23 protein-coding genes are annotated in these 24,660 nt (G+C 62.5%); 20 read left to right on the top strand and 3 right to left on the bottom strand.

The genetic code is table 11. The annotated features are described in order from the left end of the window. Positions 1–59 precede the first annotated feature (59 nt). The 14 genes from M1E16_RS22010 to M1E16_RS21945 all read left to right on the top strand — a co-directional run bounded on the left by M1E16_RS22010 (position 60) and on the right by M1E16_RS21945 (position 15,644). Positions 60–1,682 (top strand): methyl-accepting chemotaxis protein, encoded by a 1,623-nt coding sequence (locus M1E16_RS22010; RefSeq protein ID WP_458128364.1) that lies wholly within the window; start codon positions 60–62, stop codon positions 1,680–1,682. Then, complete coding sequence (locus tag M1E16_RS22005; protein ID WP_458128363.1) at positions 1,682–2,218, top strand: chemotaxis protein CheW; 537 nt, start codon at positions 1,682–1,684, stop codon at positions 2,216–2,218. The genes M1E16_RS22010 and M1E16_RS22005 overlap by 1 nt, the downstream gene beginning before the upstream one ends. Continuing rightward, positions 2,215–3,480, top strand: coding sequence for a CheR family methyltransferase (locus M1E16_RS22000; protein WP_458128362.1), 1,266 nt, complete (start codon positions 2,215–2,217; stop codon positions 3,478–3,480). The genes M1E16_RS22005 and M1E16_RS22000 overlap by 4 nt, the downstream gene beginning before the upstream one ends. After that, on the top strand, positions 3,477–4,148 hold the full coding sequence (locus M1E16_RS21995) for a chemotaxis protein CheW (RefSeq protein WP_434572060.1): 672 nt from the start codon (positions 3,477–3,479) through the stop codon (positions 4,146–4,148). The genes M1E16_RS22000 and M1E16_RS21995 overlap by 4 nt, the downstream gene beginning before the upstream one ends. Beyond that, positions 4,145–6,415: a response regulator gene (locus M1E16_RS21990; RefSeq protein ID WP_458128361.1), complete on the top strand. Its 2,271-nt coding sequence runs from the start codon at positions 4,145–4,147 to the stop codon at positions 6,413–6,415. Before M1E16_RS21995 ends, M1E16_RS21990 begins: the two co-directional genes overlap by 4 nt. Beyond that, a complete protein-coding gene (locus M1E16_RS21985) occupies positions 6,412–7,422 on the top strand; it encodes a chemotaxis response regulator protein-glutamate methylesterase (protein WP_434628651.1) in 1,011 nt (336 codons plus the stop codon). The genes M1E16_RS21990 and M1E16_RS21985 overlap by 4 nt, the downstream gene beginning before the upstream one ends. A gap of 39 nt (positions 7,423–7,461) precedes the next feature. Continuing rightward, positions 7,462–8,463, top strand: coding sequence for a diguanylate cyclase domain-containing protein (locus tag M1E16_RS21980; RefSeq protein WP_458128360.1), 1,002 nt, complete (start codon positions 7,462–7,464; stop codon positions 8,461–8,463). A gap of 267 nt (positions 8,464–8,730) precedes the next feature. Beyond that, a protein-coding gene (prfB, locus tag M1E16_RS21975; RefSeq protein WP_095963568.1) for a peptide chain release factor 2 occupies positions 8,731–9,826 on the top strand; the annotation gives its coding sequence in 2 pieces (ribosomal slippage) (positions 8,731–8,802 and positions 8,804–9,826; 1,095 coding nt in all). A gap of 103 nt (positions 9,827–9,929) precedes the next feature. Further along, positions 9,930–11,432, top strand: coding sequence for a lysine--tRNA ligase (gene lysS / locus M1E16_RS21970; RefSeq protein WP_458128359.1), 1,503 nt, complete (start codon positions 9,930–9,932; stop codon positions 11,430–11,432). A gap of 101 nt (positions 11,433–11,533) precedes the next feature. Next, positions 11,534–12,250: a TetR/AcrR family transcriptional regulator gene (locus M1E16_RS21965; RefSeq protein WP_434572066.1), complete on the top strand. Its 717-nt coding sequence runs from the start codon at positions 11,534–11,536 to the stop codon at positions 12,248–12,250. Positions 12,251–12,399: 149 nt separating this feature from the next. Beyond that, positions 12,400–12,954, top strand: a complete 555-nt coding sequence (locus M1E16_RS21960) for a hypothetical protein (protein WP_305499058.1) — start codon at positions 12,400–12,402, stop codon at positions 12,952–12,954. 36 nt (positions 12,955–12,990) lie between these two features. Further along, positions 12,991–14,268 (top strand): flavohemoglobin expression-modulating QEGLA motif protein, encoded by a 1,278-nt coding sequence (locus M1E16_RS21955; protein WP_014336757.1) that lies wholly within the window; start codon positions 12,991–12,993, stop codon positions 14,266–14,268. 144 nt (positions 14,269–14,412) lie between these two features. Continuing rightward, positions 14,413–15,318: an alpha/beta hydrolase gene (locus M1E16_RS21950; RefSeq protein ID WP_458128358.1), complete on the top strand. Its 906-nt coding sequence runs from the start codon at positions 14,413–14,415 to the stop codon at positions 15,316–15,318. Continuing rightward, positions 15,315–15,644 carry a hypothetical protein gene (locus tag M1E16_RS21945; RefSeq protein WP_305499060.1) on the top strand — a complete coding sequence of 110 codons (330 nt, stop codon included), beginning with the start codon at positions 15,315–15,317 and terminating at the stop codon, positions 15,642–15,644. The genes M1E16_RS21950 and M1E16_RS21945 overlap by 4 nt, the downstream gene beginning before the upstream one ends. Before the next feature lie 191 nt (positions 15,645–15,835). Here M1E16_RS21945 and M1E16_RS21940 read toward each other — a convergent pair whose 3' ends face one another. The 3 genes from M1E16_RS21940 to M1E16_RS21930 all read right to left on the bottom strand — a co-directional run bounded on the left by M1E16_RS21940 (position 15,836) and on the right by M1E16_RS21930 (position 17,719). Continuing rightward, entirely contained in the window at positions 15,836–16,627 is a 792-nt protein-coding gene (locus M1E16_RS21940; RefSeq protein WP_305499061.1) for an OmpA family protein, read from the bottom strand. Between the two features lie 49 nt (positions 16,628–16,676). Continuing rightward, positions 16,677–17,090, bottom strand: coding sequence for a DUF4398 domain-containing protein (locus M1E16_RS21935; RefSeq protein ID WP_014336761.1), 414 nt, complete (start codon positions 17,088–17,090; stop codon positions 16,677–16,679). A 284-nt stretch (positions 17,091–17,374) separates the two neighbouring features. Further along, a complete protein-coding gene (locus M1E16_RS21930) occupies positions 17,375–17,719 on the bottom strand; it encodes a pilin assembly protein (RefSeq protein ID WP_434572070.1) in 345 nt (114 codons plus the stop codon). Positions 17,720–17,899: 180 nt separating this feature from the next. On the opposite strand from M1E16_RS21930, the gene ppc reads away from it, so the two are divergent. The 6 genes from ppc (at position 17,900) to M1E16_RS21900 (ending at position 24,623) form a co-directional block, all read left to right on the top strand. Beyond that, positions 17,900–20,530: a phosphoenolpyruvate carboxylase gene (gene ppc / locus M1E16_RS21925; protein WP_434628661.1), complete on the top strand. Its 2,631-nt coding sequence runs from the start codon at positions 17,900–17,902 to the stop codon at positions 20,528–20,530. A 291-nt stretch (positions 20,531–20,821) separates the two neighbouring features. After that, the gene (gene adk / locus M1E16_RS21920; protein ID WP_434698771.1) at positions 20,822–21,469 is read left to right on the top strand and encodes an adenylate kinase; all 648 of its coding nucleotides are present in this window, start codon (positions 20,822–20,824) and stop codon (positions 21,467–21,469) included. Between the two features lie 92 nt (positions 21,470–21,561). Then, the gene (gene tsaB / locus M1E16_RS21915; RefSeq protein WP_434601733.1) at positions 21,562–22,239 is read left to right on the top strand and encodes a tRNA (adenosine(37)-N6)-threonylcarbamoyltransferase complex dimerization subunit type 1 TsaB; all 678 of its coding nucleotides are present in this window, start codon (positions 21,562–21,564) and stop codon (positions 22,237–22,239) included. Between the two features lie 358 nt (positions 22,240–22,597). After that, positions 22,598–22,906 (top strand): hypothetical protein, encoded by a 309-nt coding sequence (locus M1E16_RS21910; protein WP_305499067.1) that lies wholly within the window; start codon positions 22,598–22,600, stop codon positions 22,904–22,906. Further along, positions 22,906–23,766, top strand: coding sequence for a DUF72 domain-containing protein (locus M1E16_RS21905; protein WP_434601732.1), 861 nt, complete (start codon positions 22,906–22,908; stop codon positions 23,764–23,766). Before M1E16_RS21910 ends, M1E16_RS21905 begins: the two co-directional genes overlap by 1 nt. Positions 23,767–23,801: 35 nt before the next feature. Further along, a complete protein-coding gene (locus M1E16_RS21900; protein WP_458128357.1) occupies positions 23,802–24,623 on the top strand; it encodes an isocitrate lyase/PEP mutase family protein in 822 nt (273 codons plus the stop codon). Positions 24,624–24,660 lie beyond the last annotated feature (37 nt).

Genomic DNA, 24,660 nt, shown 5'->3' with positions numbered 1-24,660 from the left:
CAGACGCACCACCACCCTCGGCTATACTCCCGGCAATTCAAAGTACCCGAGGTTTTCCTGTGAAGAACTGGACGTTGCGCCAACGCATTCTGGCGAGTTTTGCGGTGATCATTGCCATCATGTTGCTGATGGTGGTGATCACGTACTCGCGGTTGTTGAAGATCGAGGCCAGTGAACAGGAAGTACGTACCGACGCCGTTCCAGGGGTGTATTACAGTTCCATGATCCGTGGGGGCTGGGTCGACAGTTACGTCAAGACCCAGCAGCTCGTGGGTCTGTCCGATCACCGGGAAATCACCGACGAAGACAAGGCGCTCTACCAGCGGTACGAGCAGCATCTGCGCGATGAAATGCAGCAATACCAGAAGCTGATCCAGGACCCGGCCGACCAGGCCTCATTCGATGAATTCGAAGTCAATCACCAGGACTTCAACAAAGCCCTGGCGAAGGTACTGGATCTGTACCAGCGCAAGGACTACGAAGGCGCTCGGCTGGCGGTGGAAAAAGACCTGACGCCGGCATGGCTCGACGGTCGTGGGCACTTGAACCAGATCATCGAGCGCAATCGTGAGTTGGCTGAGCAGGCCGCCCTGACCATCGGCCGTGCGGTGACAGCCGCCGAGGTCGCCATGGGCCTGTCGTTTGTCGTCGCGGTGCTGGTGGCTGTTCTTTGCGGCCTATTGCTGATGCGCGCGATCATGGCGCCGATGAGCCGCATCGTCGAGATACTCGATGTCATGCGCAGCGGCGATTTGAGCGGACGCCTGAACCTGGCGCGCAAAGACGAGTTCGGCGCTGTGGAGACCGGCTTCAACGACATGATGGCCGAGTTGACGTCACTGGTGTCCCAGGCCCAGCGTTCCTCGGTGCAGGTCACCACCTCGGTGACCGAGATCGCCGCGACCTCACGGCAGCAACAGGCCACGGCCACCGAAACCGCAGCCACCACCACCGAGATCGGCGCGACGTCCCGTGAAATCGCCGCCACCTCTCGCGACCTGGTGCGCACCATGACCGAAGTCTCCAGCGCCGCCGACCAGGCCTCGGTCGCCGCCGGCTCAGGTCAGCAAGGCCTGGCGCGCATGGAAGAGACCATGCATTCGGTGATGGGCGCCGCCGACCTGGTGAACGCCAAGCTGGCGATCCTCAACGAGAAGGCCGGCAACATCAACCAAGTGGTGGTGACCATCGTCAAGGTTGCCGACCAGACCAACCTGTTGTCGCTCAACGCCGCCATCGAGGCCGAGAAGGCCGGTGAGTACGGGCGCGGTTTCGCCGTCGTCGCCACAGAGGTGCGGCGCCTGGCCGACCAGACCGCTGTCGCCACCTACGACATCGAGCAGATGGTTCGCGAGATCCAGTCCGCTGTCTCGGCTGGTGTGATGGGCATGGACAAATTTTCCGAAGAAGTGCGCCGTGGCATGGCCGAGGTACAGCAGATCGGCGAGCAATTGTCGCAGATCATCCATCAGGTCCAGGCGCTGGCGCCGCGGGTGTTGATGGTAAACGAAGGCATGCAGGCCCAGGCCACCGGCGCCGAGCAGATCAATCACGCCCTGGTGCAACTGGGCGATGCCAGCAGCCAGACCGTGGAGTCCCTGCGCCAGGCCAGTTCCGCCATCGACGAGCTCAGCCAGGTAGCCGTGGGCCTGCGCAGCGGCGTCTCGCGTTTCAAAGTCTGATGAGCGATTTCGATGCCCGACGCGGTACCGGGCCGGCGGCCCGGCAGGCGTTGTTCCTGGTGTTTTGCATCGGTAACGAGCGCTACGCCCTGCAAGCCATCGATGTGGTGGAGGTGCTACCGCGCCTGCCGCTAAAGCCGATTGCCCGGACGCCGTCCTGGGTGGCCGGGGTATTCGCCTGGCGGGGCCGGGTGGTGCCGGTGCTCGACCTGTGCGCCTTGACCTTCGGCCAGGCCGCCGAGGCGCGCACCAGTACCCGGCTGGTGCTGGTCAATTACCGGCCCGAGGCGCAGCACGCAGCGCACGTGCTGGGTTTGATCCTGGAACAGGCCACCGACACCCTGCGTTGTGATCCGGCCGACTTCAAGCCTTATGGCCTGGATAATCCCCAGGCGCCTTACCTAGGCCCGGTACGGGAGGATGCCCAAGGAATGTTGCAGTGGGTACGAGTCAACGATTTGCTCGACGAGTCGGTGCGTGCGGTGCTGTTCCCCACGCTGCCGCTGGACCTTGATGGTTTCGAGGATCGGCGATGAACAACGACCAGCGTTTTTTCGATTTCCTCAAGGAGCGCATCGGCCTGGACGTGACGTCCGTCGGCACCGCGATTATCGAGCGGGCCGTGCGCCAGCGCGTCCTTGCCGTGCCTGGCCGGACCACCGATGACTATTGGCAAAGCCTGCAGCATTCTGCCCAGGAGCAGCAGGCGCTGATCGAAGCGGTGATCGTCCCGGAGACCTGGTTCTTCCGTTATCCCGAATCCTTCGCGACGCTGGGGCGACTGGCCTCCCAGCGCCTCGCCGCGATCAAGCACCTGCGCGCCCTGCGCATCCTCAGCCTGCCATGCTCCACTGGCGAAGAGCCGTATTCGATCGCCATGGCCCTGTTCGACGCAGGCCTCGGGCCCCATCAGTTCAAAGTCGATGCGATGGACGTCAGCCCGCTGTCCGTTGATAAAGCCCGGCAAGCGCGTTACGGCAGGAACTCCTTCCGTGGCGCAGACCTTGGTTTTCGCGAACGGTATTTCAGTGCCGAGGAGGACGGCTATTACCTCGATGAGCGCATACGTGAACAGGTGCGCCTGCAAGTGGGCAACCTCTTGGATCCGGCCTTGCTGGTGAATGAGGCGCCGTATGATTTTGTGTTCTGTCGCAACCTGCTGATCTATTTCGACCAACCGACCCAGCAACAGGTATTCGAGGTGCTCAAGCGCCTGACCCATCAGGACGGCGTGTTGTTCATCGGTCCCGCCGAGGGCAGTTTGCTGGGGCGGCTGGGCATGCGCTCGATCGGCATCCCCCAATCGTTCGCCTTCAGCCGCCAGGGCGCGCCCGAGCCGCAACCGCTGCCAACGCTGTTGCCAAGTCCGTTGCCGATTCGCCAGCCGCCACCACGAGTCGCTGCGCCGCCGCTTCAGCCTCGACCGTTTGCAGCTAGTGTGACGCCAATCGCCCCAGCCAGGAGCAGCGACGCGGTGACCTTGCTGGCCAATATCGGCGCCCTGGCCAACGGCGGCAAAAGTGCTGAGGCCCGTGCGGCTTGCGAAGAGTATTTGCGCAGCCATGCGCCCAGTGCGCAGGTGTTCTATTGGCTGGGCCTGCTCAGCGACATGGCCGGCAACGCGCTCGAGGCCCAGGGTTTTTATCGCAAGGCGCTGTATCTTGAACCGCAACACGCCGAGGCCCTGGTGCATCTGGCGGCGCTGCTGGCATCCCAGGGAGACGTGGCCGGTGCCCGTCGATTGCAGGAACGTGCGGCCCGCAGTGGGCGCCCGGTTGAGAGTGAGCGCAAACGATGAGTGGTTCGGCTTCCTATAACGTGACTCATGACGATGCCCAGGCCATCGATGACTGCTGGAACCGCATCGGGGTTCATGGCGACAAATCCTGCCCATTGCTGGTCGAACATATCCATTGCCGCAACTGTTCGGTGTACTCGGCGGCGGCCACCCGTTTGCTCGACCGTTATGCCCTGCGCCAGGATGATCGAGAGCTGGCTCTTGCGCCGGTCGACAGTGACATCGTCACGCGCTCGGTATTGATGTTCCGCCTGGGCGAAGAATGGTTGGGCTTGAGTACTCGCAGCCTGGTGGAAGTGGCGCCGTTGCAGCCGATCCATTCGCTGCCGCACCAGCGTTCGCGTGCCTTGCTCGGCGTTGCGAATGTGCGCGGCGCCCTGGTGGCCTGCCTGTCGCTAGTCGAGTTGTTGGGGCTGGAGCCTGGTTCGGCTGCGCCTTCCGGTGGGCGAATCATGCCGCGCATGCTGATTATCGCCGCCCAGGGCGGACCGGTATTGGTGCCGGTGGATGAGGTGGACGGCATTCATGCGATTGACGAACGCATCCTGGCGGGTGCTTCGCAATCGGCGGGCAAGTACACCCGTGGGGTGTTGCAGTACAAAGGCCGCAGCCTGCGTTGGCTGGATGAAGAGCAGTTGTTGTCCGCCGTGTCCCGGAGCCTGTCATGACCCCCGATCAGATGCGCGACGCCTCGTTGCTCGAACTGTTCAGCCTGGAAGCCGAGGCTCAGACACAGGTACTCAGCGCCGGCCTGCTGGCCCTGGAGCGTGACCCGACCCAGGCTGACCACCTTGAGTCATGCATGCGCGCGGCCCACTCGCTCAAGGGCGCCGCGCGAATCGTCGGGATCCCCGCCGGGGTCAGCGTGGCCCACGTCATGGAAGATTGCCTGGTCAGCGCCCAGGAACGCCGCCTGGTATTGCGTGCCGAGCATATCGACGCCTTGCTGCAAGGCACCGACCTGCTGACGCGCATCGCGACCCCAGGCAACAGCGTCGGCGCCGAGGACATCGAGGCCTATGTCGCGTTATTGGGGCGCCTGCTGGATCCTGCCGCTGCGGCGGCTTCAAGCGCCATGTCGCCGACCAGCGAGATACCCCTCGAGCCCGTGCGGGTCGAGATGCCTGAGCCTGTGCCCATGCCCATGGAGCCTGTAGAACCGGCGGCAAGGAAAAAGCATGTCACCGAGGAGGGCGAACGGGTCTTGCGGGTCACTGCCGGGCGCCTCAACAGCCTGTTGGACCTGTCGAGCAAGTCGCTGGTCGAAACCCAGCGTCTCAAGCCTTGGCTGGCGACCCTGCTGCGGCTCAAGCGCCAGCAAGGTAATGGCCTGCGTGCTCTTGAAGATCTGAATGTGCATCTCAAGGACCATGCCTTGAGTCTGCAGGCCCAGGAGGCGCTCAACGATGCCCGGCGGCTGTTGGCGGAAACCCAGCAGATCCTGGCGCAAAAAACCGCTGAGCTGGACGAGTTTGCCTGGCAGGCCGGCCAGCGCGCGCAAGTCTTGTACGACACGGCGCTGGCCTGCCGCATGCGCCCGTTTGCCGATGTGCTTGCGGGCCAGGCGCGCATGGTTCGTGACCTGGGGCGCAGTCTGGGCAAACAGGTACGCCTGGAAATCGAAGGCGAGAAAACCCAGGTCGATCGCGATGTACTGGAAAAACTCGAAGCGCCCCTGACTCACCTGCTGCGCAACGCCGTCGACCATGGCATCGAGACGCCGGAGCAAAGGCTGTTGGTTGGCAAACCCGCCGAAGGCCTGATTCGCTTGCGTGCCTCGCACCAGGCCGGCCTGCTGGTGCTGGAATTGGCGGACGACGGTGCCGGCGTGGATCTGGAACGGGTGCGCCGCAGCGTCGTGGAGCGTGGTCTTTCTCCCGAGCACACCGCCGCCAGCCTGAGCGAAGAAGAATTGCTGACTTTCCTGTTCCTGCCCGGCTTCAGCCTGCGGGACAAAGTCACCGAGGTGTCCGGGCGCGGTGTCGGCCTGGACGCTGTCCAGCATATGGTCCGGCAGTTGCGTGGCGCAGTGGTGCTGGAGCAGACGGCGGGCGCGGGCAGTCGCTTCCACCTTGAGGTGCCGCTGACGCTTTCGGTGGTGCGCAGCCTGGTGGTGGAAGTCGGCGGCGAGGCCTATGCGTTTCCATTGGCCCATATCGAACGCATGTGCGACCTGTCGCCCGAGGACATCGTCCAGGTCGAAGGTCGCCAGCATTTCTGGCATGAAGGCCGCCATGTGGGGTTGGTCGCCGCCACGCAATTGCTCAACCGCCCGGTAGCGCCCAGCAACGGCCAGAGTCTCAAGGTCGTGGTGATCCGCGAGCGTGAAGTGATCTATGGCGTGGCGGTGGAACGCTTCATCGGCGAGCGAACCCTGGTGGTGCTGCCCCTGGATGAGCGCCTGGGCAAGGTCCAGGACATTTCCGCCGGTGCCTTGCTCGACGACGGCTCGGTGGTGTTGATTGTCGATGTCGAAGACCTGCTGCGTTCGGTAGAAAAGTTGCTCGACACCGGGCGCCTGGAACGCATCGCCCGGCAGAACGAGGCCCAGGCCCCACGCAAGCGGATCCTGGTGGTGGACGATTCCCTGACCGTGCGAGAGCTGCAACGCAAGTTGTTGCTCAATCGTGGTTATGACGTGGCAGTGGCAGTAGACGGCATGGATGGCTGGAACGCGTTGCGTTCGGAGGATTTCGACTTGCTCATCACGGACATCGACATGCCGCGCATGGACGGTATCGAACTGGTGTCGCTGCTGCGCCGCGACAACCGCCTGCAATCGCTGCCGGTGATGGTGGTTTCCTACAAGGATCGCGAGGAAGATCGCCGCCGTGGCCTCGATGCCGGGGCCGACTATTATCTAGCCAAGGCGAGTTTTCATGACGACGCCTTGCTCGATGCCGTGGTCGAATTGATCGGAGGAGCGCGCGCTTGAAGATCGCCATCGTCAATGACATGCCCCTGGCGGTCGAGGCCCTGCGCCGCGCGCTGGCATTCGAGCCCGCGTATCAGTTGGTCTGGGTGGCCGCCAACGGCGCCGAGGCGGTGCAGCGTTGCCATGAATACACGCCGGACCTGATCCTGATGGACCTGTTCATGCCGATCATGGACGGTGTCGAGGCGACCCGGCGAATCATGGCCGACACGCCGTGCGCCATCGTGATCGTCACCGGCGACAGCCAGCAGAACGTCCATCGGGTGTTCGAAGCCATGGGCCATGGCGCCCTGGACGTAGTGGATACCCCGGCGCTGGGCGTCGGCAGGCCCGAGGACGCCGCTGCCCCCTTGCTGCGCAAGATCGCCAACATCGGCTGGCTGATCGGCGAGCGGGGCAACCGTGAGCGCGCCGCGCCGGCTGCGCAGCGGGCCTCGGTGTCACGCAACAGCCTGGTGGCGATCGGCTCGTCTGCCGGCGGCCCGGCGGCGTTGGAAGTGCTGCTCAAGGCGCTGCCCCGCGATTTTGCCCCGGCCATCGTGCTGGTCCAGCATGTGGACGAAGTGTTTGCCGCCGGCATGGCCGAGTGGCTTGGTGGCGTGTCGGGCCTTGAGGTCCGGCTGGCCCGCGAGGGCGAGACACCGCGAGGCGGGGTGGTGCTGTTGGCCGGAACCAATCATCATTTGCGCCTGTTGAAAAACGGCACGCTGGCGTACACGGCGGAGCCCGTCAACGAAATCTATCGGCCCTCCATCGATGTGTTTTTCGAGAGTGTCGCCAATTTCTGGAGTGGTGAGGCGGTAGGCGTGTTGCTCACCGGCATGGGGCGCGACGGTGCGCAAGGGCTTAAACTGATGCGCCAGCAGGGCTGTGTGACCATCGCCCAGGACCAGCAGAGCAGCGCGGTCTATGGCATGCCCAAGGCGGCCGCCGCTATCGACGCGGCGGCGCAGATACTCGCGCTGGACCGGATAGCGCCACGCCTGGTGGAAATTTTCAGCCAATGATGCCCTCTTGCACCCCAAGCAGTATTCAGGTGAGCCCCCATGACTGATTTACAGCTCGACGACTTCAAGCGCGATGAGAACGCCGCCATGGTCTTGCTGGTCGATGACCAGGCGATGATCGGCGAGGCAGTGCGACGCGGGTTGTCGAACGAGCAGAACATCGACTTCCACTTCTGCTCCGACCCTCACCAGGCCATCGCCCACGCCGTGCGCATCAAGCCGACGGTGATTCTCCAGGACCTGGTGATGCCCGGTCTCGACGGCTTGAGCCTGGTGCGCGAATACCGCAACCATCCGGCCACTCGCGACATCCCGATCATCGTCCTGTCGACCAAGGAGGACCCGCTGATCAAGAGCGCGGCGTTTGGCGCCGGAGCCAACGATTACCTGGTCAAGTTGCCGGACAATATCGAACTGGTAGCGCGGATCCGCTATCACTCGCGCTCCTACATGATGCTGTTGCAGCGCGACGCGGCCTACCGTGCGTTGCGGGTCAGCCAGCAGCAGTTGCTCGACACCAATCTGGTGCTGCAACGGCTGATGAACTCCGATGGCCTGACCGGGCTGTCCAATCGCCGGCACTTCGACGAATACCTGGAGCTGGAGTGGCGAAGGGCGCTGCGGGACCAGTCCCAGCTGTCGCTGTTGATGATCGATGTGGATTATTTCAAGTCGTTCAACGACAACTACGGTCACCTTGAAGGCGACGAAGCCCTGCGCAAGGTTGCCACGGCGATTCGCGATGCCTGCAGTCGTCCGTCCGACCTGCCGGCCCGTTATGGCGGCGAGGAGTTCGCCCTGGTCCTGCCTGGCACCTCGCCTGGCGGTGCACGGCTGATGGCCGAAAAGCTGCGCCAGAGCGTCGTTGCCCTGAAAATCCCGCATGCCACGCCCGACGGCGGCGAAAACCTGACCATCAGCGTCGGCGTCGCGACCTTCACCCCGCAACAGGGCGGTGAGTGCCGCCAACTTATCTCGGCGGCGGACAAGGGGCTGTACCTGGCCAAGCACAACGGGCGCAATCGGGTGGGGGTTGAATAAACCTGCCTGGCGAGATTGCTTTTGTGGCGAGGGAGCTTGCTCCCGCTGGGGCGCGCAGCGGCCCTGAAACCAGTTGGCTCGGTGTGCCAGGTCGATTGAGGGGGCCGTTTTGGGGCTGCTGCGCAACCCAGCGGGAGCAAGCTCCCTCGCCACAGGGGCCGTACGCTCAATCTCATTCCCCCTAAAGCCGCCAGGCGGGCTGCCGCCGACGCTTGATTACGTTATACTCGCCGGCTTTCAAAAGTTCGCCAACGAGTGCTGCCCGCCATGGAAATCAACCCGATCCTGAACACCATCAAGGACCTGTCCGAGCGCTCCGAAACTATTCGGGGGTATCTTTGACTACGATCAAAAGCATGAGCGTCTGACCGAAGTCAATCGCGAGCTTGAAGATCCGAATGTCTGGAACAACCCTTCCTACGCCCAGGAACTGGGCCGCGAGCGTTCTGCGCTGGCGCAGATCGTCGAGACCCTGGACGAGTTGTCCAGCGGCCTGGCCGATTGCCGCGACCTGCTGGACATGGCCGTCGAGGAAAACGACGAAGGCGCGGTCGGCGATGTAGTCGCCGAGCTGACGCGCCTGGACGAGAACCTGGCCAAGCTGGAGTTCCGCCGCATGTTCAGCGGCGAGATGGACATGAACAACGCCTACCTGGACATCCAGGCCGGCTCCGGCGGCACCGAGGCCCAGGACTGGGCCAACATCCTGCTGCGCATGTACCTGCGCTGGGCCGACAAACGCGGTTTCGACGCAACCATCATGGAACTGTCCGCCGGTGAAGTCGCCGGGATCAAGGGCGCTACCGTGCACATCAAGGGCGAGTACGCCTTTGGCTGGCTGCGTACCGAGATCGGCGTGCACCGCCTGGTGCGCAAGAGCCCGTTCGACTCCGGCAACCGTCGCCACACCTCGTTCTCGGCGGTATTCGTCTCGCCGGAAATCGATGACAACATCGAGATCGAGATCAACCCGGCCGACCTGCGTATCGACACCTACCGTTCCTCGGGGGCCGGTGGTCAGCACGTAAACACCACCGACTCGGCCGTACGGATCACCCACGTACCGACCAACACCGTGGTCAGTTGCCAGAACGAACGGTCCCAGCACGCGAACAAAGACACCGCGATGAAAATGCTGCGGGCGCGTTTGTACGAGCAGGAAGTGCAGAAACGCAACGCGGCGTCCCAGGCCCTGGAAGACACCAAGTCCGATATCGGCTGGGGTCACCAGATCCGCTCGTACGTCCTCGACGCTTCGCGGATCAAGGACCTGCGCACCAGCATTGAACGCAGCGACTGCGACAAGGTGCTCGACGGCGACATCGATGAATATTTGATCGCCAGCCTCAAGCAAGGGCTGTAACGCGACACCCACGTGGCGGGCGGGCACGCTTTCGAAGCGCGGCTCGCCGGCAGACTCCGGCCTGGGCCGGGGGCAACGAACCTGTGATGGAAACCTTAAAGACATGAGCGACCAAGAACTCGACCCGCAAGCCCTGCAACAGGAAGAAAACTCCCTGATCGCCCTGCGCAAGGAAAAGCTTGCTGCCGAGCGCGCCAAGGGCCAGGCCTTCCCCAACGACTTCCGCCGCGATTCGTACTGCGATGCCTTGCAGAAGAAGTACGCGGACAAGACCAAGGAAGAGCTGGCCGAGGCGGCGATTCCGGTCAAGGTTGCCGGTCGCATCATGCTCGACCGTGGTTCGTTCCTGGTGATCCAGGACATGACCGGTCGCATCCAGGTCTACGTCAATCGCAAGACCCTGCCGGAAGAAACCCTGGCCGCCGTCAAGACCTGGGACCTGGGCGACATCATTGCCGCCGAAGGCACCCTGGCCCGCTCCGGCAAGGGCGACCTGTACGTCGAAATGTCCAGCGTGCGCTTGCTGACCAAGTCCCTGCGCCCGCTGCCGGACAAGCACCACGGCCTGACCGACACCGAGCAGCGCTACCGCCAGCGCTACGTCGACCTGATCGTCAACGAAGACGTGCGCCACACGTTCCGCGTGCGCTCGCAGGTCATCGCGCACATCCGCAGCTTCCTGATGAAGCGTGACTTCCTGGAAGTCGAGACGCCGATGCTGCAGACCATTCCGGGTGGCGCGGCGGCCAAGCCGTTCGAAACCCATCACAACGCCCTGGACATGGAAATGTTCCTGCGCATCGCGCCGGAGCTGTACCTCAAGCGCTTGGTGGTCGGTGGTTTCGAGAAGGTCTTCGAGATCAACCGCAACTTCCGTAACGAAGGCGTTTCGACCCGGCACAACCCCGAGTTCACCATGCTCGAGTTCTACCAGGCCTACGCCGATTACAACGACAACATGGACCTGACCGAAGAACTGTTCCGCGAGCTGGCACAGTTGATCCTGGGCAGCACCGACGTGCCGTACGGCGACAAGGTGTTCCACTTTGGCGAGCCGTTCGTGCGCCTGTCGGTGTTCGATTCGATCCTCAAGTACAACCCGGAAATTACTGCGGCCGACCTGCAGGGCATCGACAAGGCGCGTGCCATCGCCAAGAAGGCCGGCGCCAAGGTGCTCGGCTTCGAAGGCCTGGGCAAGCTGCAGGTGATGATTTTCGAAGAGCTGGTCGAGCACAAGCTGGAGCAGCCGCACTTCATTACCCAGTACCCGTTCGAAGTGTCGCCGCTGGCCCGTCGCAACGACGAGAACCCGAGCGTGACCGACCGTTTCGAACTGTTCATCGGCGGCCGTGAAATCGCCAACGCCTACTCCGAGCTCAACGACGCGGAAGACCAGGCCGAGCGCTTCATGGCCCAGGTGGCCGACAAGGACGCCGGTGACGACGAAGCCATGCACTACGACGCCGACTTCGTTCGCGCCCTGGAGTACGGCATGCCGCCGACGGCTGGCGAAGGCATTGGCATCGATCGCCTGGTGATGTTGCTGACCAACTCACCGTCGATCCGGGATGTCATCCTGTTCCCGCACATGCGGCCCCAAGCGTAAGTGTTTCAATTAAAAAGCCGCCTCGATGGGCGGCTTTTTAATGCCTGTCTGGTACAAACGTATCAATTGGTTACTTCTGAAATAGCGAGGAAAGACCTGTCGTGAATCGTGCAATGGCTCCAGAAGGTGCAGCGGGCGTCGCCACTGCTGTCGCTGAAAGTGTTCAGTACCAGGGTCGCAAGGCCAGCCGACAGGGCAGTGAACAGCGCCGCCAGGAGATTCTCGACGCGGCCATGCGCATTGTCGTGCGCGATGGCGTGCGTGCGGTGCGCCACCGCGCAGTGGCCGCCGAAGCGGGCGTGCCGCTGTCGGCCACCACTTATTATTTCAAGGACATCGACGACCTGCTCACCGACACCTTCGCCCAGTACGTGGAACGCAGCGCGGCGTTCATGGCCAAGCTGTGGACCAACAATGAAGGCCTGCTGCGCGAGATGGTTGCCTACGGGGATGGCAGCGCCGCGTCGCGCTCGCAACTGGCGGACGACATCGCGCGGATGACGGCGGATTACGTGCAGCACCAATTGCACAGTCGTCGCGACTACCTGATGGCCGAGCAGGCCTTCCGCCAGGAAGCATTGCTCAACCCGCGCCTGGCGGTGTTGGTGCGTTCTCACCAGCAGATTTTGCTGCACGGCACCTGTCAGTTCTTTCAGGTCCTGGGCTCCCGCGAGCCACAACAGGATGCCAAAGTGTTGACGGCGATTATCGGACGGATGGAATATCAGGGCTTGCTCAATGGCGCCGAGCCGGTAGCTGAAGAAGACATGCTCGGCATCCTGACCCGTTACATGCACTTGGTACTGGCGTCGGTGTGACCCTGGTGGGTTATTACGGTCCCCTGTGGCGAGGGAGCTTGCTCCCGCTGGGCTGCGCAGCGGCCCCTCTTTTATGAGCGCTGCGCACTCAAGCGGGAGCAAGCTCCCTCGCCACGGAAGACAAGACGCTGAAGCCATAGGGAGTTCCAATGAAAGCCTGGCGTGCCGTTGCACTGGCCGTGTCGTTGCTGCTGCTCAGTGGCTGCCTGGTGTCGTTCAAGGCGCCGTTGCCCGACAGCGAAGCCGCGCCCAAGGGCCTGCTCGGCCACTGGACCAGCACCAACGCCTGGGGTGAGCCGGTGAACCTGGAGCTGACGGAGGTCGGCAAGCATCGCTACCAGGCCGTCAGTTATTTCAGGGCCAGGCCTCAGGAGCGCGAAGCCATTCCCCTGACCGTCTCCCGCCACGGCAGTCGCTGGTATTTGTCGGCCAAGGTGCCGGCGCGCTTCGGCGGCCATTTCGTCATCGCCGGTTTCGAACTGACCGACAAGCAGGAACTGGTGGTCTACAACCTGGACATGGAACAGATCAACCAGGCCATCGGCCAGAAGCTCCTCAGCGGCCAGCCAAACCAGAGCGAGGAGGGTGATGGCGTGCTGGTGGACAGCGACATGAACAAGGTTTTCAGCTACCTCGACGACCCGGCCAATTCCGATGTGTTCTCGGAAGCCGTGCGCTACCAGCGACTGAGCAAATCCCAATAACGGCTACAAGCGGACGTTTTTTCACAGGAGTTTCGGGTGGACGATTACCAGCAGACGATACGCACCTTGTCCGATCGCATTGTGCTGGCGCAAACGCCGATTCGCATTCTCGACGCGGTGAAGTGGGACGAGAGCATCCGCAAGGGGTTTCTCAAGGCCAAGGGCAAGGAAATGCCTGCGGTGGATCGTGATTATTACCTCAACCGGCCATTGTCCTTCGATTCGAGCAAAGTGAAGCTGGAGTTCCAGAACATCGAGCGCGACATCACCCGTCAGCTTGGGCAGTTCAACCCGGTGGGCCAGATCATGCGGCGCATGTGCAAGGAGTACCGCATGGTGGTGCGCATGCTCGAAGCGCGCGGCACCGAGGATTTCGGGCTGATTTCCCAGGAACTGTACGGCGCCGCTTCCGATGCCTTCCACGCCGGTGACCCGACCCTGGCCGACCTGGGCCTGATGCTCTCCGACTACCTGAACAACATCGATGGCCGTGGCGACCTCAAGGACGAGCCCAAGGTGCTCAGTGCCAAGGAAGCCGTCAGCCTGTTGCAGCATCGCCTCAACCGGGTGTTTGGCGAGGCCGAGGAAACCATTCGCGTATTCGAGTCCGACGGTATCGTTGCCGACGCGGCGGCGGGCGCCGACTACATCAAGATCCGCACCGACGCGATGTTCAACGAGCGGGATGTGCGCGCCCTGGAGGTCCACGAAGGGCTGGTGCACGTTGGCACCACCCTCAATGGTTTGAACCAGCCGATCTGCACCTTCCTGTCCAAGGGCCCGCCCTCGTCGACGGTGACCCAGGAAGGCCTGGCGATCCTGATGGAAATCATCACCTTCGCCTCCTACCCGAGTCGCCTGCGCAAACTCACCAACCGCACCCGCGCCATCCATATGGTGGAGGAGGGGGCCGACTTCCTGCAGGTCTTCGAGTTTTTCCGCGAGCAGGGCTTCGAAATGGCCGAAAGCTACGGCAACGCCAGCCGCGTTTTCCGTGGTTCGGTGCCGACCGGTCTGCCATTTACCAAAGACTTGTCCTACCTCAAGGGCTTCATCATGGTTTACAACTACATTCAGCTGGCCGTGCGCAAAGGCAAGCTGGAGCAGGTGCCGCTGCTGTTCTGTGGCAAGACCACCCTGGAGGATATGCGCACCCTGCGCCAGTTGGTGGATGAGGGCCTGGTCGTGCCGCCCAAATACCTGCCCGAGCAGTTTCGCGATATGAACGCCTTGTCGGCCTGGATGTGCTTTTCCAACTTCTTGAACCACCTGAGCCTGGACCGGATCGAAGCGGATTATTCGAACATTCTTTGAACACACCCCATCCATGTGGGAGCGAGCCTGCTCGCGAAAGCGGTATTGCAGTCAACATTGATGTTGAATGTTCAACCGCTTTCGCGAGCAGGCTCGCTCCCACAGGGGAACTGCGTTTACGTCTAACTTGCGAGGCTTCACCGGATGCGAACCCTCGGCATCATTTGCCTGCTGCTGGCCCTGAGTGGCTGCAGCTCCCTGCTGTTCTACCCCGAACGCGGCCTGCCGTTCACGCCGCAGCGGGCCAAGCTCGAATACCGCGACGTCATCCTGACCACGGCCGACGGCCTGAAGCTGCGTGGCTGGTGGCTGCCGGTGAAGCCGGGTGTCGAGGTCAAGGGCACGGTGCTGCATTTGCACGGCAACGGCGGCAACCTGTCCTGGCACCTCGGTGGGAGCTGGTGGTTGCCGGAGCAGGGTTATCAAGTGCTGATGGTCGATTACCGGGGTTATGGGGTGTCCGAGGGCGAGCCGAGCCTGCCGGCGATCTACCAGGACATCGACGCTACGTTCAAATGGCTCGACCAATCGCCCGAGGTCCAAGGCAAGCCGCTGGTGCTGCTCGGCCAGAGCCTGGGTGGCGCGCTGGCGGTGCATTACCTGGTGGAGCATCCTCAGCGTCAACAGCAGCTCAAGGCGCTGGTGCTTGATGGCGTGCCCGCCAGCTATCGCGACGTCGGACGTTTTGCCCTGAGCACTTCATGGCTGACCTGGGCGTTGCAGGTGCCGCTGTCTTGGCTGGTGCCGGACGGCGACAGCGCCATTGGCTCGATCGCACAATTGAACGGCGTGCCGAAACTGATCTACCACAGCCTTGACGACCCCATCGTGCCCCTTTCCAACGGCATCCGCTTGTATCAAGCTGCGCCGCCGCCCCGGGTCCTGCAACCGACCCGGGGCGGCCACGTGCAGACTTTCGCCGACCCGACCTGGCGAACCGTTATGCTGCGCTACCTCGACGATCCCCTGCACTTCGATGGCTTGCGCCGCCTGGGCGAGGTGCCGAACTACCCGAAATCTTCCGTTGAATCATCCGAGAACCCGCAATGAGCGAAGAACGCAACGCCATCCCCCTGATCATCACCGGTATCTGCAGCATTCTCGGCACTGTCGCGGCGCTCTGGTACTACGGCTATCTGCATTTCGCCAAGCCCGAGGATGCGTTGCTGCTCAACCAGTTCACCATGCTCAAGACCGTGCCGGGCGAAGACTATAAAGTCGCCCTGGAGCCGGCGCCCCAGGTCGCCCAATGCATCGATGGCGTACTGGTGCTGTTCGACACCGAGCAGAAAGGCCTGACCGGTGTGCTGATCAACGAGAAGAAACGCGCGGTGCGCTGCATGGGGCAGGAGACGCCGCAGAAGCTTCAGCCATAAGCCAATCTTTCCCATGTGGGAGCGAACCTGCTCGCGAAAGCGCTAGCTCAGTCGACAGATGTATCGACTGGATGACCGTCTTCGCGAGCAGGCTCGCTCCCACAGGGGCATGGTCAGCTAAAAAATATTCGGCCAATAAAAAGCCCCGCCTGATTGAAGTCAGGCGGGGCTTTTGCGTTGCAGTCAGCCGATCAGTTGGCGCTCATGGTCGAGCGCGGGGCGACTGGCTGGTTGTCGTTGGAAATGGTGACTTCCACGCGACGGTTCATGGCACGGCCCGAGACGCTGGTATTGTCGGCGACCGGAAATTCCTTGCCGTAACCCTGGGTCACGATGCGGGCCGGGTCGACGCCCATTTTTACCAGGGCGGTGCGCACGGAGCTGGCGCGGCGTTCGGACAGCGACTGGTTGTAGGAATCCGAACCGGTGCTATCGGTATAACCTTCGATGATCACCTTGCGATCCGGGTTTTCCTGGAGGAACTGCGCCAGTTTGCTCACATTGGTCATGCCGCTGGCGCGCAGGTCGGATTTGTTGGTGGCGAACAGCACGTCACCGAAGGTCACCAGCGTACCGCGCTCGGTCTGCTTGGCGTTGAGGCTGTCCTGCAACTGCTTGATCTGCGCGTTGCGGGCGTCGAGCAGTGCGCGGGCGCGTTCGTCACCGGCGTTTTTCAGCTCGGCTTCGGCGTTGCGCAGGGCGATGGTCTGCTTGGCCACTTCGACGCGCTGGTTGGTCAGGTAGGCCAGTTGGTCGACCTTGGCTTCGTCTTCGTTGTCCAGGTAGGCCTTGTCGGCCTTGGCCAAGAAGTCGGAGGCCTCTTTGGTTTCCAGGGCCGCGACCTTGGTGGCCGCGGGGTCGGCCTGCAGGCCGTTGTAGTTGGTACGGGCCTGTTCCAGGTTAGCGTTCGGGTCGTGGGAGCAAGCGGCCAGGGCTACGCAGGCGGCAAGCAGGGCGGGCATCATGAAATGTTTGTGCGTCATAGTCTGTCGTCCTTTTATCAATGAGAAGTACGTCGTGGCTCGAACAGGGTTACTGAACCTTGTTCATGCCTTCCTGACGCAGTTCCTGAACCCCTTTCTGGGAATCCTTGAGGGCCTGTTCGGCCTTGGCTGCCTGGGCCTTGCGTTCGGCAACGCGCGCATCCCATTCGGCCTGTTCGGCCAGACGCTTGGCCTCTTCGTAGTTCTCGTCGTGCATGGCGATCTCGGCTTGCTTGAGTTTGTCCTGGGCGGATTTCATTTCCACCGCGGCGAACTCGGTGCCGCCCGCGCTGACGGCGCTGTTGACCGCCGATTGCGTGACCGCGTATTGCTCCGAAGGTGGATTGCCGGCGCAACCGGCCAGGATGAAGCTGCTACCGATAGCCAGGGCAGCCAACTTCAGGCCGCGCAAGCCAGTGGATGAGGGTTTGGCAGTGCAGGTATTCATAGGCTTCAACTCCATTGGAAAACTCCTGAAAAAACACTAATCCATGCTGGGACCGAAGCCGTGACGTCTGTTTTGGCGCTGGCGCCAGGGCGCGTTTATTTAAACGACCGTTCCAGTATGGTTACTCGGTGTGACCCGAGGCGTTTTTCAAAAGTTCAGGTAAGGATGGCCAATCGCCAAAAGAAATGCTGACTGATCGGTCAGATGCCAAAAAGCTGAACTTTCAAGGTGCGCAGCGGTATTCCGGCACCAAAAACTCGGTAGCGGTGCCGGGATAACGCGATGCGGGGGGAGGGGAATCAGTGCTTTGACTTGTCGTTTTGCGAGGAGAGTTGGCGCAGATGACGACGGGACAAGGCGAGAAATCGCGGGGTCGGACCGACGTCTTCGTACAGCGGGTCGCCTTCTTCATCGGTGGCCACGACCTGCGCGCCCTTGATGTAGGGGAAGCTGGCTTCCAGCTCCTCCAGCGCCGCGCCGATCAATTCGCCGAGCAGTTCTTCGGGCTGGCGCTTGGGGTACATGTCGCAGATCGCCGCCAGACGTGCGGCGGCTTCTACATCCAGATGAATCGTATAACCGGTCTGGGTCAGGTGACCCTTGGCGTTTTCTTCCCAGTGCTGAGCAAGTTCACGGATTTTCATGATGGCGCCTCAATGGACCCGCTCGTGGCGGGCGCGACAGTGACAAGCCGTTGTGTGGCTTACCCATGAGACTAGCTTTGGCTGACAAGGTTTAAAGTCCCTTCGTCGCTTGTCATAAGCGACCGGCATCGGCACTCTCTCCTACAAAGCTGTCCGGACCTTTTTGCTGGAGACCTGCTGATGACCGATATTGATGCCCGCTTGCGCGAGGACGTCCACCTGCTCGGCGAACTGCTGGGCAATACCATTCGCGACCAGTACGGAGACGCCTTTCTCGACAAGATCGAGCAGATTCGCAAAGGCGCGAAGGCTGACCGACGCGGTTCGATGGATGCGGAACTGAGCGCCAGCCTCAACCAGTTGAGCGAGGACGAGTTGCTGCCGGTAGCGCGGGCGTTCAACCAGTTCCTCAACCTGGCCAATATCGCCGAGCAATACCAGCTGATTCACCGCCGCGAAGAATCCAGGCCGGCGCCGTTCGAAGCACGCGTGCTGCCCGAGCTGCTGGCGCGCCTGCGAGCCGAAGGCCATGGCGCCGAAGCGTTGGCCCGGCAGTTGGGCCGGCTGGAAATCGAACTGGTGCTCACTGCGCATCCCACGGAAGTCGCCCGGCGCACGTTGATCCAGAAATACGACGCGATCGCCGCGCAACTGGCCGCCCAGGACCATCGCGACCTCACCAGTGCCGAGCGCGCGCAGATCCACGAACGCTTGCAGCGGTTGATCGCCGAAGCCTGGCACACCGAAGAGATTCGCCGGACCCGCCCGACGCCCGTGGACGAGGCCAAGTGGGGCTTCGCGGTGATCGAGCATTCGCTCTGGCACGCCATCCCCAATTACCTGCGCAAGGCTGACCAGGCCCTGCATGCCGCCACCGGGTTGCGCCTGCCGCTGGAGGCCGCGCCGATCCGCTTTGCCTCGTGGATGGGCGGCGACCGGGACGGCAACCCGAACGTCACCGCCGCGGTCACTCGCGAGGTGTTGCTGCTGGCGCGCTGGATGGCGGCGGACCTGTATTTGCGCGACGTCGATCATCTGGCCGCCGACTTGTCCATGCAGAAAGCCAGCGAGGCCTTGCGCGCCCAGGCCGGTGACAGCGCCGAGCCCTATCGCGCGGTGCTCAAGCAATTGCGCGAACGCCTGCGAGCCACGCGCAACTGGGCCCAGGCCTCCCTGAAGGGCACGACGCCGGCCACCGCCGAGGTGTTGCAGGACAACCGTGAACTGCTTGATCCGTTGGAGTTGTGCTACCAGTCCCTGCATGAGTGCGGCATGGGCGTGATTGCCGACGGGCCGTTGCTCGATTGCCTGCGCCGCGCGGTGACCTTCGGCCTGTTCCTGGTGCGCCTCGACGTACGCCAGGACTCGACGCGGCACACGGCGGCGATGACCGAGATCACCGATTACCTCGGGCTGGGGCGTTACGAGGAATGGGACGAAGAGCAGCGCATCGGTTTCCTCTTGGGCGAGCTGAATAATCGCCGGCCCTTGTTGCCGCCTTACTTCAAGCCGTCGGCCGATACGGCGGAAGTCCTGGCCACGTGCCGCGAGGTTGCGGCGGCACCGGCAGCGTCCCTGGGCTCTTATGTGATTTCCATGGCCGGCGCGGCTTCCGATGTGCTGGCGGTGCAGTTGCTGCTCAAGGAGGCCGGCGTATTGCGGCCGATGCGCGTAGTGCCGCTGTTCGAAACCCTCGCCGACCTGGACAACGCCGGGCCGGTGATCGAACGCCTGCTGTTGCTGCCGGGTTATCGCTCGCGCCTGCAAGGTCCCCAGGAAGTGATGATCGGCTATTCCGACTCGGCCAAGGACGCCGGGACCACGGCGGCGGCCTGGGCGCAATACCGCGCCCAGGAGCGGTTGGTGGACATCTGCCGCGAGCAGCAAGTCGAATTGCTGTTGTTCCATGGCCGCGGTGGCACCGTCGGCCGTGGCGGCGGCCCGGCGCATGCGGCAATCCTGTCCCAGCCGCCGGGCTCGGTGGCCGGACGTTTCCGCACTACCGAACAGGGCGAAATGATTCGTTTCAAATTCGGCCTGCCGGACATCGCCGAACAGAACCTCAATCTTTACCTCGCCGCAGTGCTCGAAGCGACCTTGCTGCCACCACCGCCGCCAACCCCGCAATGGCGGCATCTGATGGATGAACTGGCTGCCGACGGGGTCAATGCCTACCGGGCCGTAGTGCGGGAAAATCCGCAATTTGTCGAGTATTTCCGCCAGTCCACGCCGGAACAGGAACTGGGCCGCCTGCCCTTGGGCAGCCGTCCGGCCAAACGTCGAGCCGGCGGTATCGAAAGCCTGCGGGCGATCCCGTGGATTTTCGGCTGGACCCAGACCCGGTTGATGTTACCGGCCTGGCTCGGTTGGGAAACCGCCCTGGGCAAGGCGCTGGAGCGCGGCGAGGGCGAACTGCTCGGGCAGATGCGTGAGCAATGGCCGTTCTTCCGCACCCGCATCGACATGCTGGAGATGGTCCTGGCCAAGGCCGACGCCGATATTGCCCAGTCCTATGACGAGCGTCTGGTGGAACCAGCGTTGCTGCCTTTGGGCGAGCATTTACGCGACCTATTGTCGCAGGCCTGTTCCGTGGTCCTGGGCCTGACCGGCCAGTCGCAGCTACTGGCACATAGCCCAGACACGCTGGAATTCATCCGCCTGCGCAATACCTACCTCGACCCGCTGCACCTGTTGCAGGCCGAGCTGCTGGCACGTTCGCGGCAGCAGGACGTGGCCCAGGGCAGCCCTGTGGAACAGGCGTTGCTGGTGTCTGTAGCAGGGATTGCCGCCGGTTTGCGCAACACCGGCTAATCTCCCGGAGGGTTAAAAAACAGCACGCCCGGCCTGTCCGGGCGTAGCTGTTTGCAGGGGCAGGGAGGTCGACCAGGCGACAGTTTGTTGTCCGCTTGCGACTCTCACTCCCCCCTACGAAGGTCGCGTGCGGCGCGGGTTACTCCGACTTTCGGCGGCTTGTGTGGGTCGGGCCCGCTGTGTATCTTGATCAGCCTTTGGCCGTTTGGGCGGTCACGATCAAGTTTTTCGAAGATTGGCCCCACGAGGCGAATCCGAGCGTTTTACATAAAAAAATTGAGGAGCACATCGATGCGCGTCATTCTGCTGGGAGCTCCCGGGGCCGGTAAAGGTACTCAGGCAAAGTTCATCACCGAAAAATTCGGTATCCCGCAAATCTCCACTGGCGACATGCTTCGCGCCGCGGTCAAGGCTGGCACCCCACTGGGTGTTCAGGCCAAGAGCATCATGGATGCCGGCGGCCTGGTGTCGGATGACCTGATCATCGCGCTGGTCAAGGACCGCATTGCTCAAGCCGACTGCGCCAACGGCTTCCTGTTCGATGGCTTCCCACGCACGATCCCTCAGGCTGAAGCCCTGGTGACCGCTGGCGTGGAGCTCGACCATGTTGTCGAGATCGCGGTCGATGACGAGGAGATCGTCCAGCGTATTGCCGGGCGTCGCGTTCACGAAGCGTCCGGTCGTGTCTATCACACCGTCTACAACCCGCCAAAGGTCGCCGGTAAGGACGACGTGACTGGCGACGAGCTGGTGCAGCGCAAGGACGACACTGAAGAAACCGTGCGTCATCGCCTGTCGGTCTACCATTCCCAGACCAAGCCGCTGGTGGATTTCTACCAGAAGCTGTCCGCTGCCCAGGGCAAGCCGAAGTACAGCCACATCCCGGGCGTCGGCTCGGTCGACGCGATCACCGGCAAGGTGCTTGAAGCACTGAGCTGAAAACGCTGATCGCAGCCTCAACTACGGCCCGCTTGCGGGCCGTAGTTGTTTATACTGGCGCACTTTTTCCCACCTGATTTACGGACATATCGATGAGCACCTTGCTGGCCCTGGACACCGCGACTGAAGCTTGCTCCGTTGCCTTGCTGCATGACGGCAAGGTCACGAGCCACTACGAGGTGATCCCGCGCCTGCATGCGCAAAAATTGCTGCCTATGATTCAGCAATTGCTCAGCGATGCCGGGATCACCTTGCAAGCCGTGGATGCGATCGCCTTTGGTCGCGGCCCAGGGGCGTTTACCGGCGTGCGCATCGCCATTGGCGTCGTGCAGGGCCTGGCCTTCGCCTTGGAACGCCCGGTATTGCCGGTCTCGAACCTGGCCGTACTGGCCCAGCGCGCCTTGCGCGAGCACGGCGCGCATCAGGTAGCGGCCGCCATCGATGCGCGCATGGACGAGGTGTACTGGGGCTGCTATCGCGAAACCGCTGGCGAGATGCGCCTGGTCGGTGCCGAGGCGGTGTTGCCTCCCGAAGCGGCGGCGTTGCCGGCTGACACCAGCGGCGACTGGTTCGGCGCCGGTACCGGTTGGGGCTACGGCGAGCGAATCGGCGTCAGCCTTGTCGGCCAGGATGCCTCGATGTTGCCCCATGCCGAAGACCTGCTGGCCCTGGCACGCTTTGCCTGGGAACGCGGCGAAGCCATCCCTGCCGACGATGCGCAGCCGGTGTACCTGCGGGACAAGGTCGCGACGCCCAAGTCCGAACGGTAAACCCAAACTTGACCACACTCTCGAGCGAGCACAATTGTGGCGAGGGAGCTTGCTCCCGCTGGGGCGCGAAGCGGCCCTGAAATCTCCTTGGTATCCTTACTGGTCGGGCTGAAATCAAGTCTTGGGGTTGCTTCGCAACCCAGCGGGAGCAAGCTCCCTCGCCACGAAGGCGTTGCTCCGGCTCAAAATCCGCCAAAGTCATCCCAAGGCCCAAAAGTCACACCCAAAATTGCCAGTCGTCACTTTTTTCGCCGGTTTTTAAACCTTTTTGCCTTTATGTGTTCTAGTTATCACTTGCGCATTTGCGCGGATACGAATGTGCCGCTAAATTGCCATCATTGATACCGAGCATTCTGTTATGCGTATAGACGGCGTTTCATCCCAGTCCTACCCCATCAAGCGTCGGCCTCGTGCGGGTAAAGCCGCTGAGCCGGAAAACTTCGATGACATCGATGGTGAGCTGGAATTTCCGTCCGAAGAGCAACTGGCCGCCCGCGCCGCCAAAGCCTCTGCGCAACGCCTGAGCAATCTTCCCGCCCGTCAGCAGGACATGCTGTATCACCGCGCCATGAGCCGCAGTGTCGCCACGGCGCTGGCCAGCTACCTGAGCACCGCCGGTTTTGTTGATTGGGATATGGAAGTGCTGGGCCTCGACCTCTACATCTGATGCGGTTGCCCTACTATCTGGGTTGCCCGTCCTGGAGCGAAAACGCCTGGCGCGATTATCTTTATCCCCAGGATGCCAAAAGCTCCGATTTCCTCGGTCTCTACTCTCAAGTATTCAACGCCGTGGAAGGCAACACGACCTTCTACGCGAGCCCGGCCGCGTCCACCGTTCAGCGCTGGGCCGAGATCATGCCCGAGCACTTTCGCTTCACCGCCAAGATCCCCGGTGACATCAGCCACGGCGGCGACCTGCGCGAACACCTGACCGCCACCGAAACCTTTGTCCAGTTGCTAAGCCCGTTGGGCGAGCGCGTCTCGCCGTTCTGGCTGCAACTGTCCAAGGCGTTCACGCCCAATCGATTGCAGGAGCTGGCGGCATTCATCGACGCGTTCCCACGGTCGTTGGCCGTAGAGGTGCGTCACGATGAGTTTTTTGCCAAAGGCGACGCTGAACGACAGCTCAACCGTTTGCTGCTCGATCGTGGTGTCGAACGCATCTGTCTCGATCCCCGCGGCCTGTTCAGCTGCGCGTCGACCGCCCCTGAAGTCATTCACGCGCAATACAAGAAGCCCCGGGTGCCGACGCGACCGGCGGCGTTCACTCAATACCCGCAGGTGCGTTTCGTCGGTCATCCGGTAGTGGAGGCCAACGAGCCGTTCCTGACGCCATGGGTAGAAAAAATCGCCGTGTGGATCGAAGAGGGGCGCACGCCGTATATGTTCCTGCACACCGCGGACAATCTGCTCGCGGCGAAACTCGCGATGCATTTTCACAGCCGCCTGATGAAGCGTTTGCCTGGCTTGCCGGCGCTGCCTGAGCTATATAGAGAACCCGCCGCCGAGCAACTCGGTCTGCTCTGAGGCGAACTCCGCAAAATTGCTCAGGAGCGACTTTCATGGATGCACAAACCCGCCGAGCCCAGGCGTTCAAGGCCTTGCACGAACGCGATGGGGCGTTTGTCATTCCCAATCCATGGGATGCCGGTTCGGCAAAGATGCTCGCCAGCCTCGGCTTTGAAGCATTGGCGACGACCAGTGCCGGTCACGCTTTTTCCCTGGCACGACCTGACGGCGCCCTGGGCCTTGATGACACGCTGGCGAATGTGCGAGCGATTGTTGCGGCCACGGACCTGCCAGTAGCCGTCGACCTGGAAAACGGCTTTGCCGATGCGCCCGAAGACTGCGCCCGCAGCTTGCTCCGCGCCGCGGACGCCGGCGCGGTAGGGGGCTCCATCGAAGATGCCACGGGCCGCGAAGACAGCCCGATCTACGATTTCGAGCACGCCGTGGCGCGAATCAAGGCCGCCGCCGAGGCGGTGCGCAGTCTGCCTTTCCCTTTCCTACTGACCGCGCGGGCAGAAAACTTCCTGCATGGCAGGCCGGATCTGGACGACACTATCCGGCGCCTGAAGGCCTTCGCCGACGCCGGCGCCGATGTGCTGTACGCGCCGGGGCTGAGCAGCGCCGAGCAAGTGCTGGCGGTGGTCCGGGCCGTGGCGCCCAAGCCCGTTAACGTACTGATGTCCGGCGCGCTGGACCTGACGGTAGCCCAGTTGAGTGAACTAGGCGTCAAGCGCATCAGTGTCGGATCGGCCCTCGCGCTGGCGGCGTATGGCGAGTTTTTCCGCGCCGCCGAAGAAATCCAGCAACAGGGGACCTTCACCTTCACCCGTCGCTCAATGCCTTTCAACCAGGCCAATCAATTATTCAAGGGTTGAATCCCGAGGCGTTGTCGTGCGGTTTTTGAAAGGACTG

It is taken from the genome of Pseudomonas sp. Z2-11 (assembly GCF_054161305.1).
Note: the sequence above shows the minus strand (reverse complement) of the source record. Positions and strands in the feature narration are given on the sequence as shown.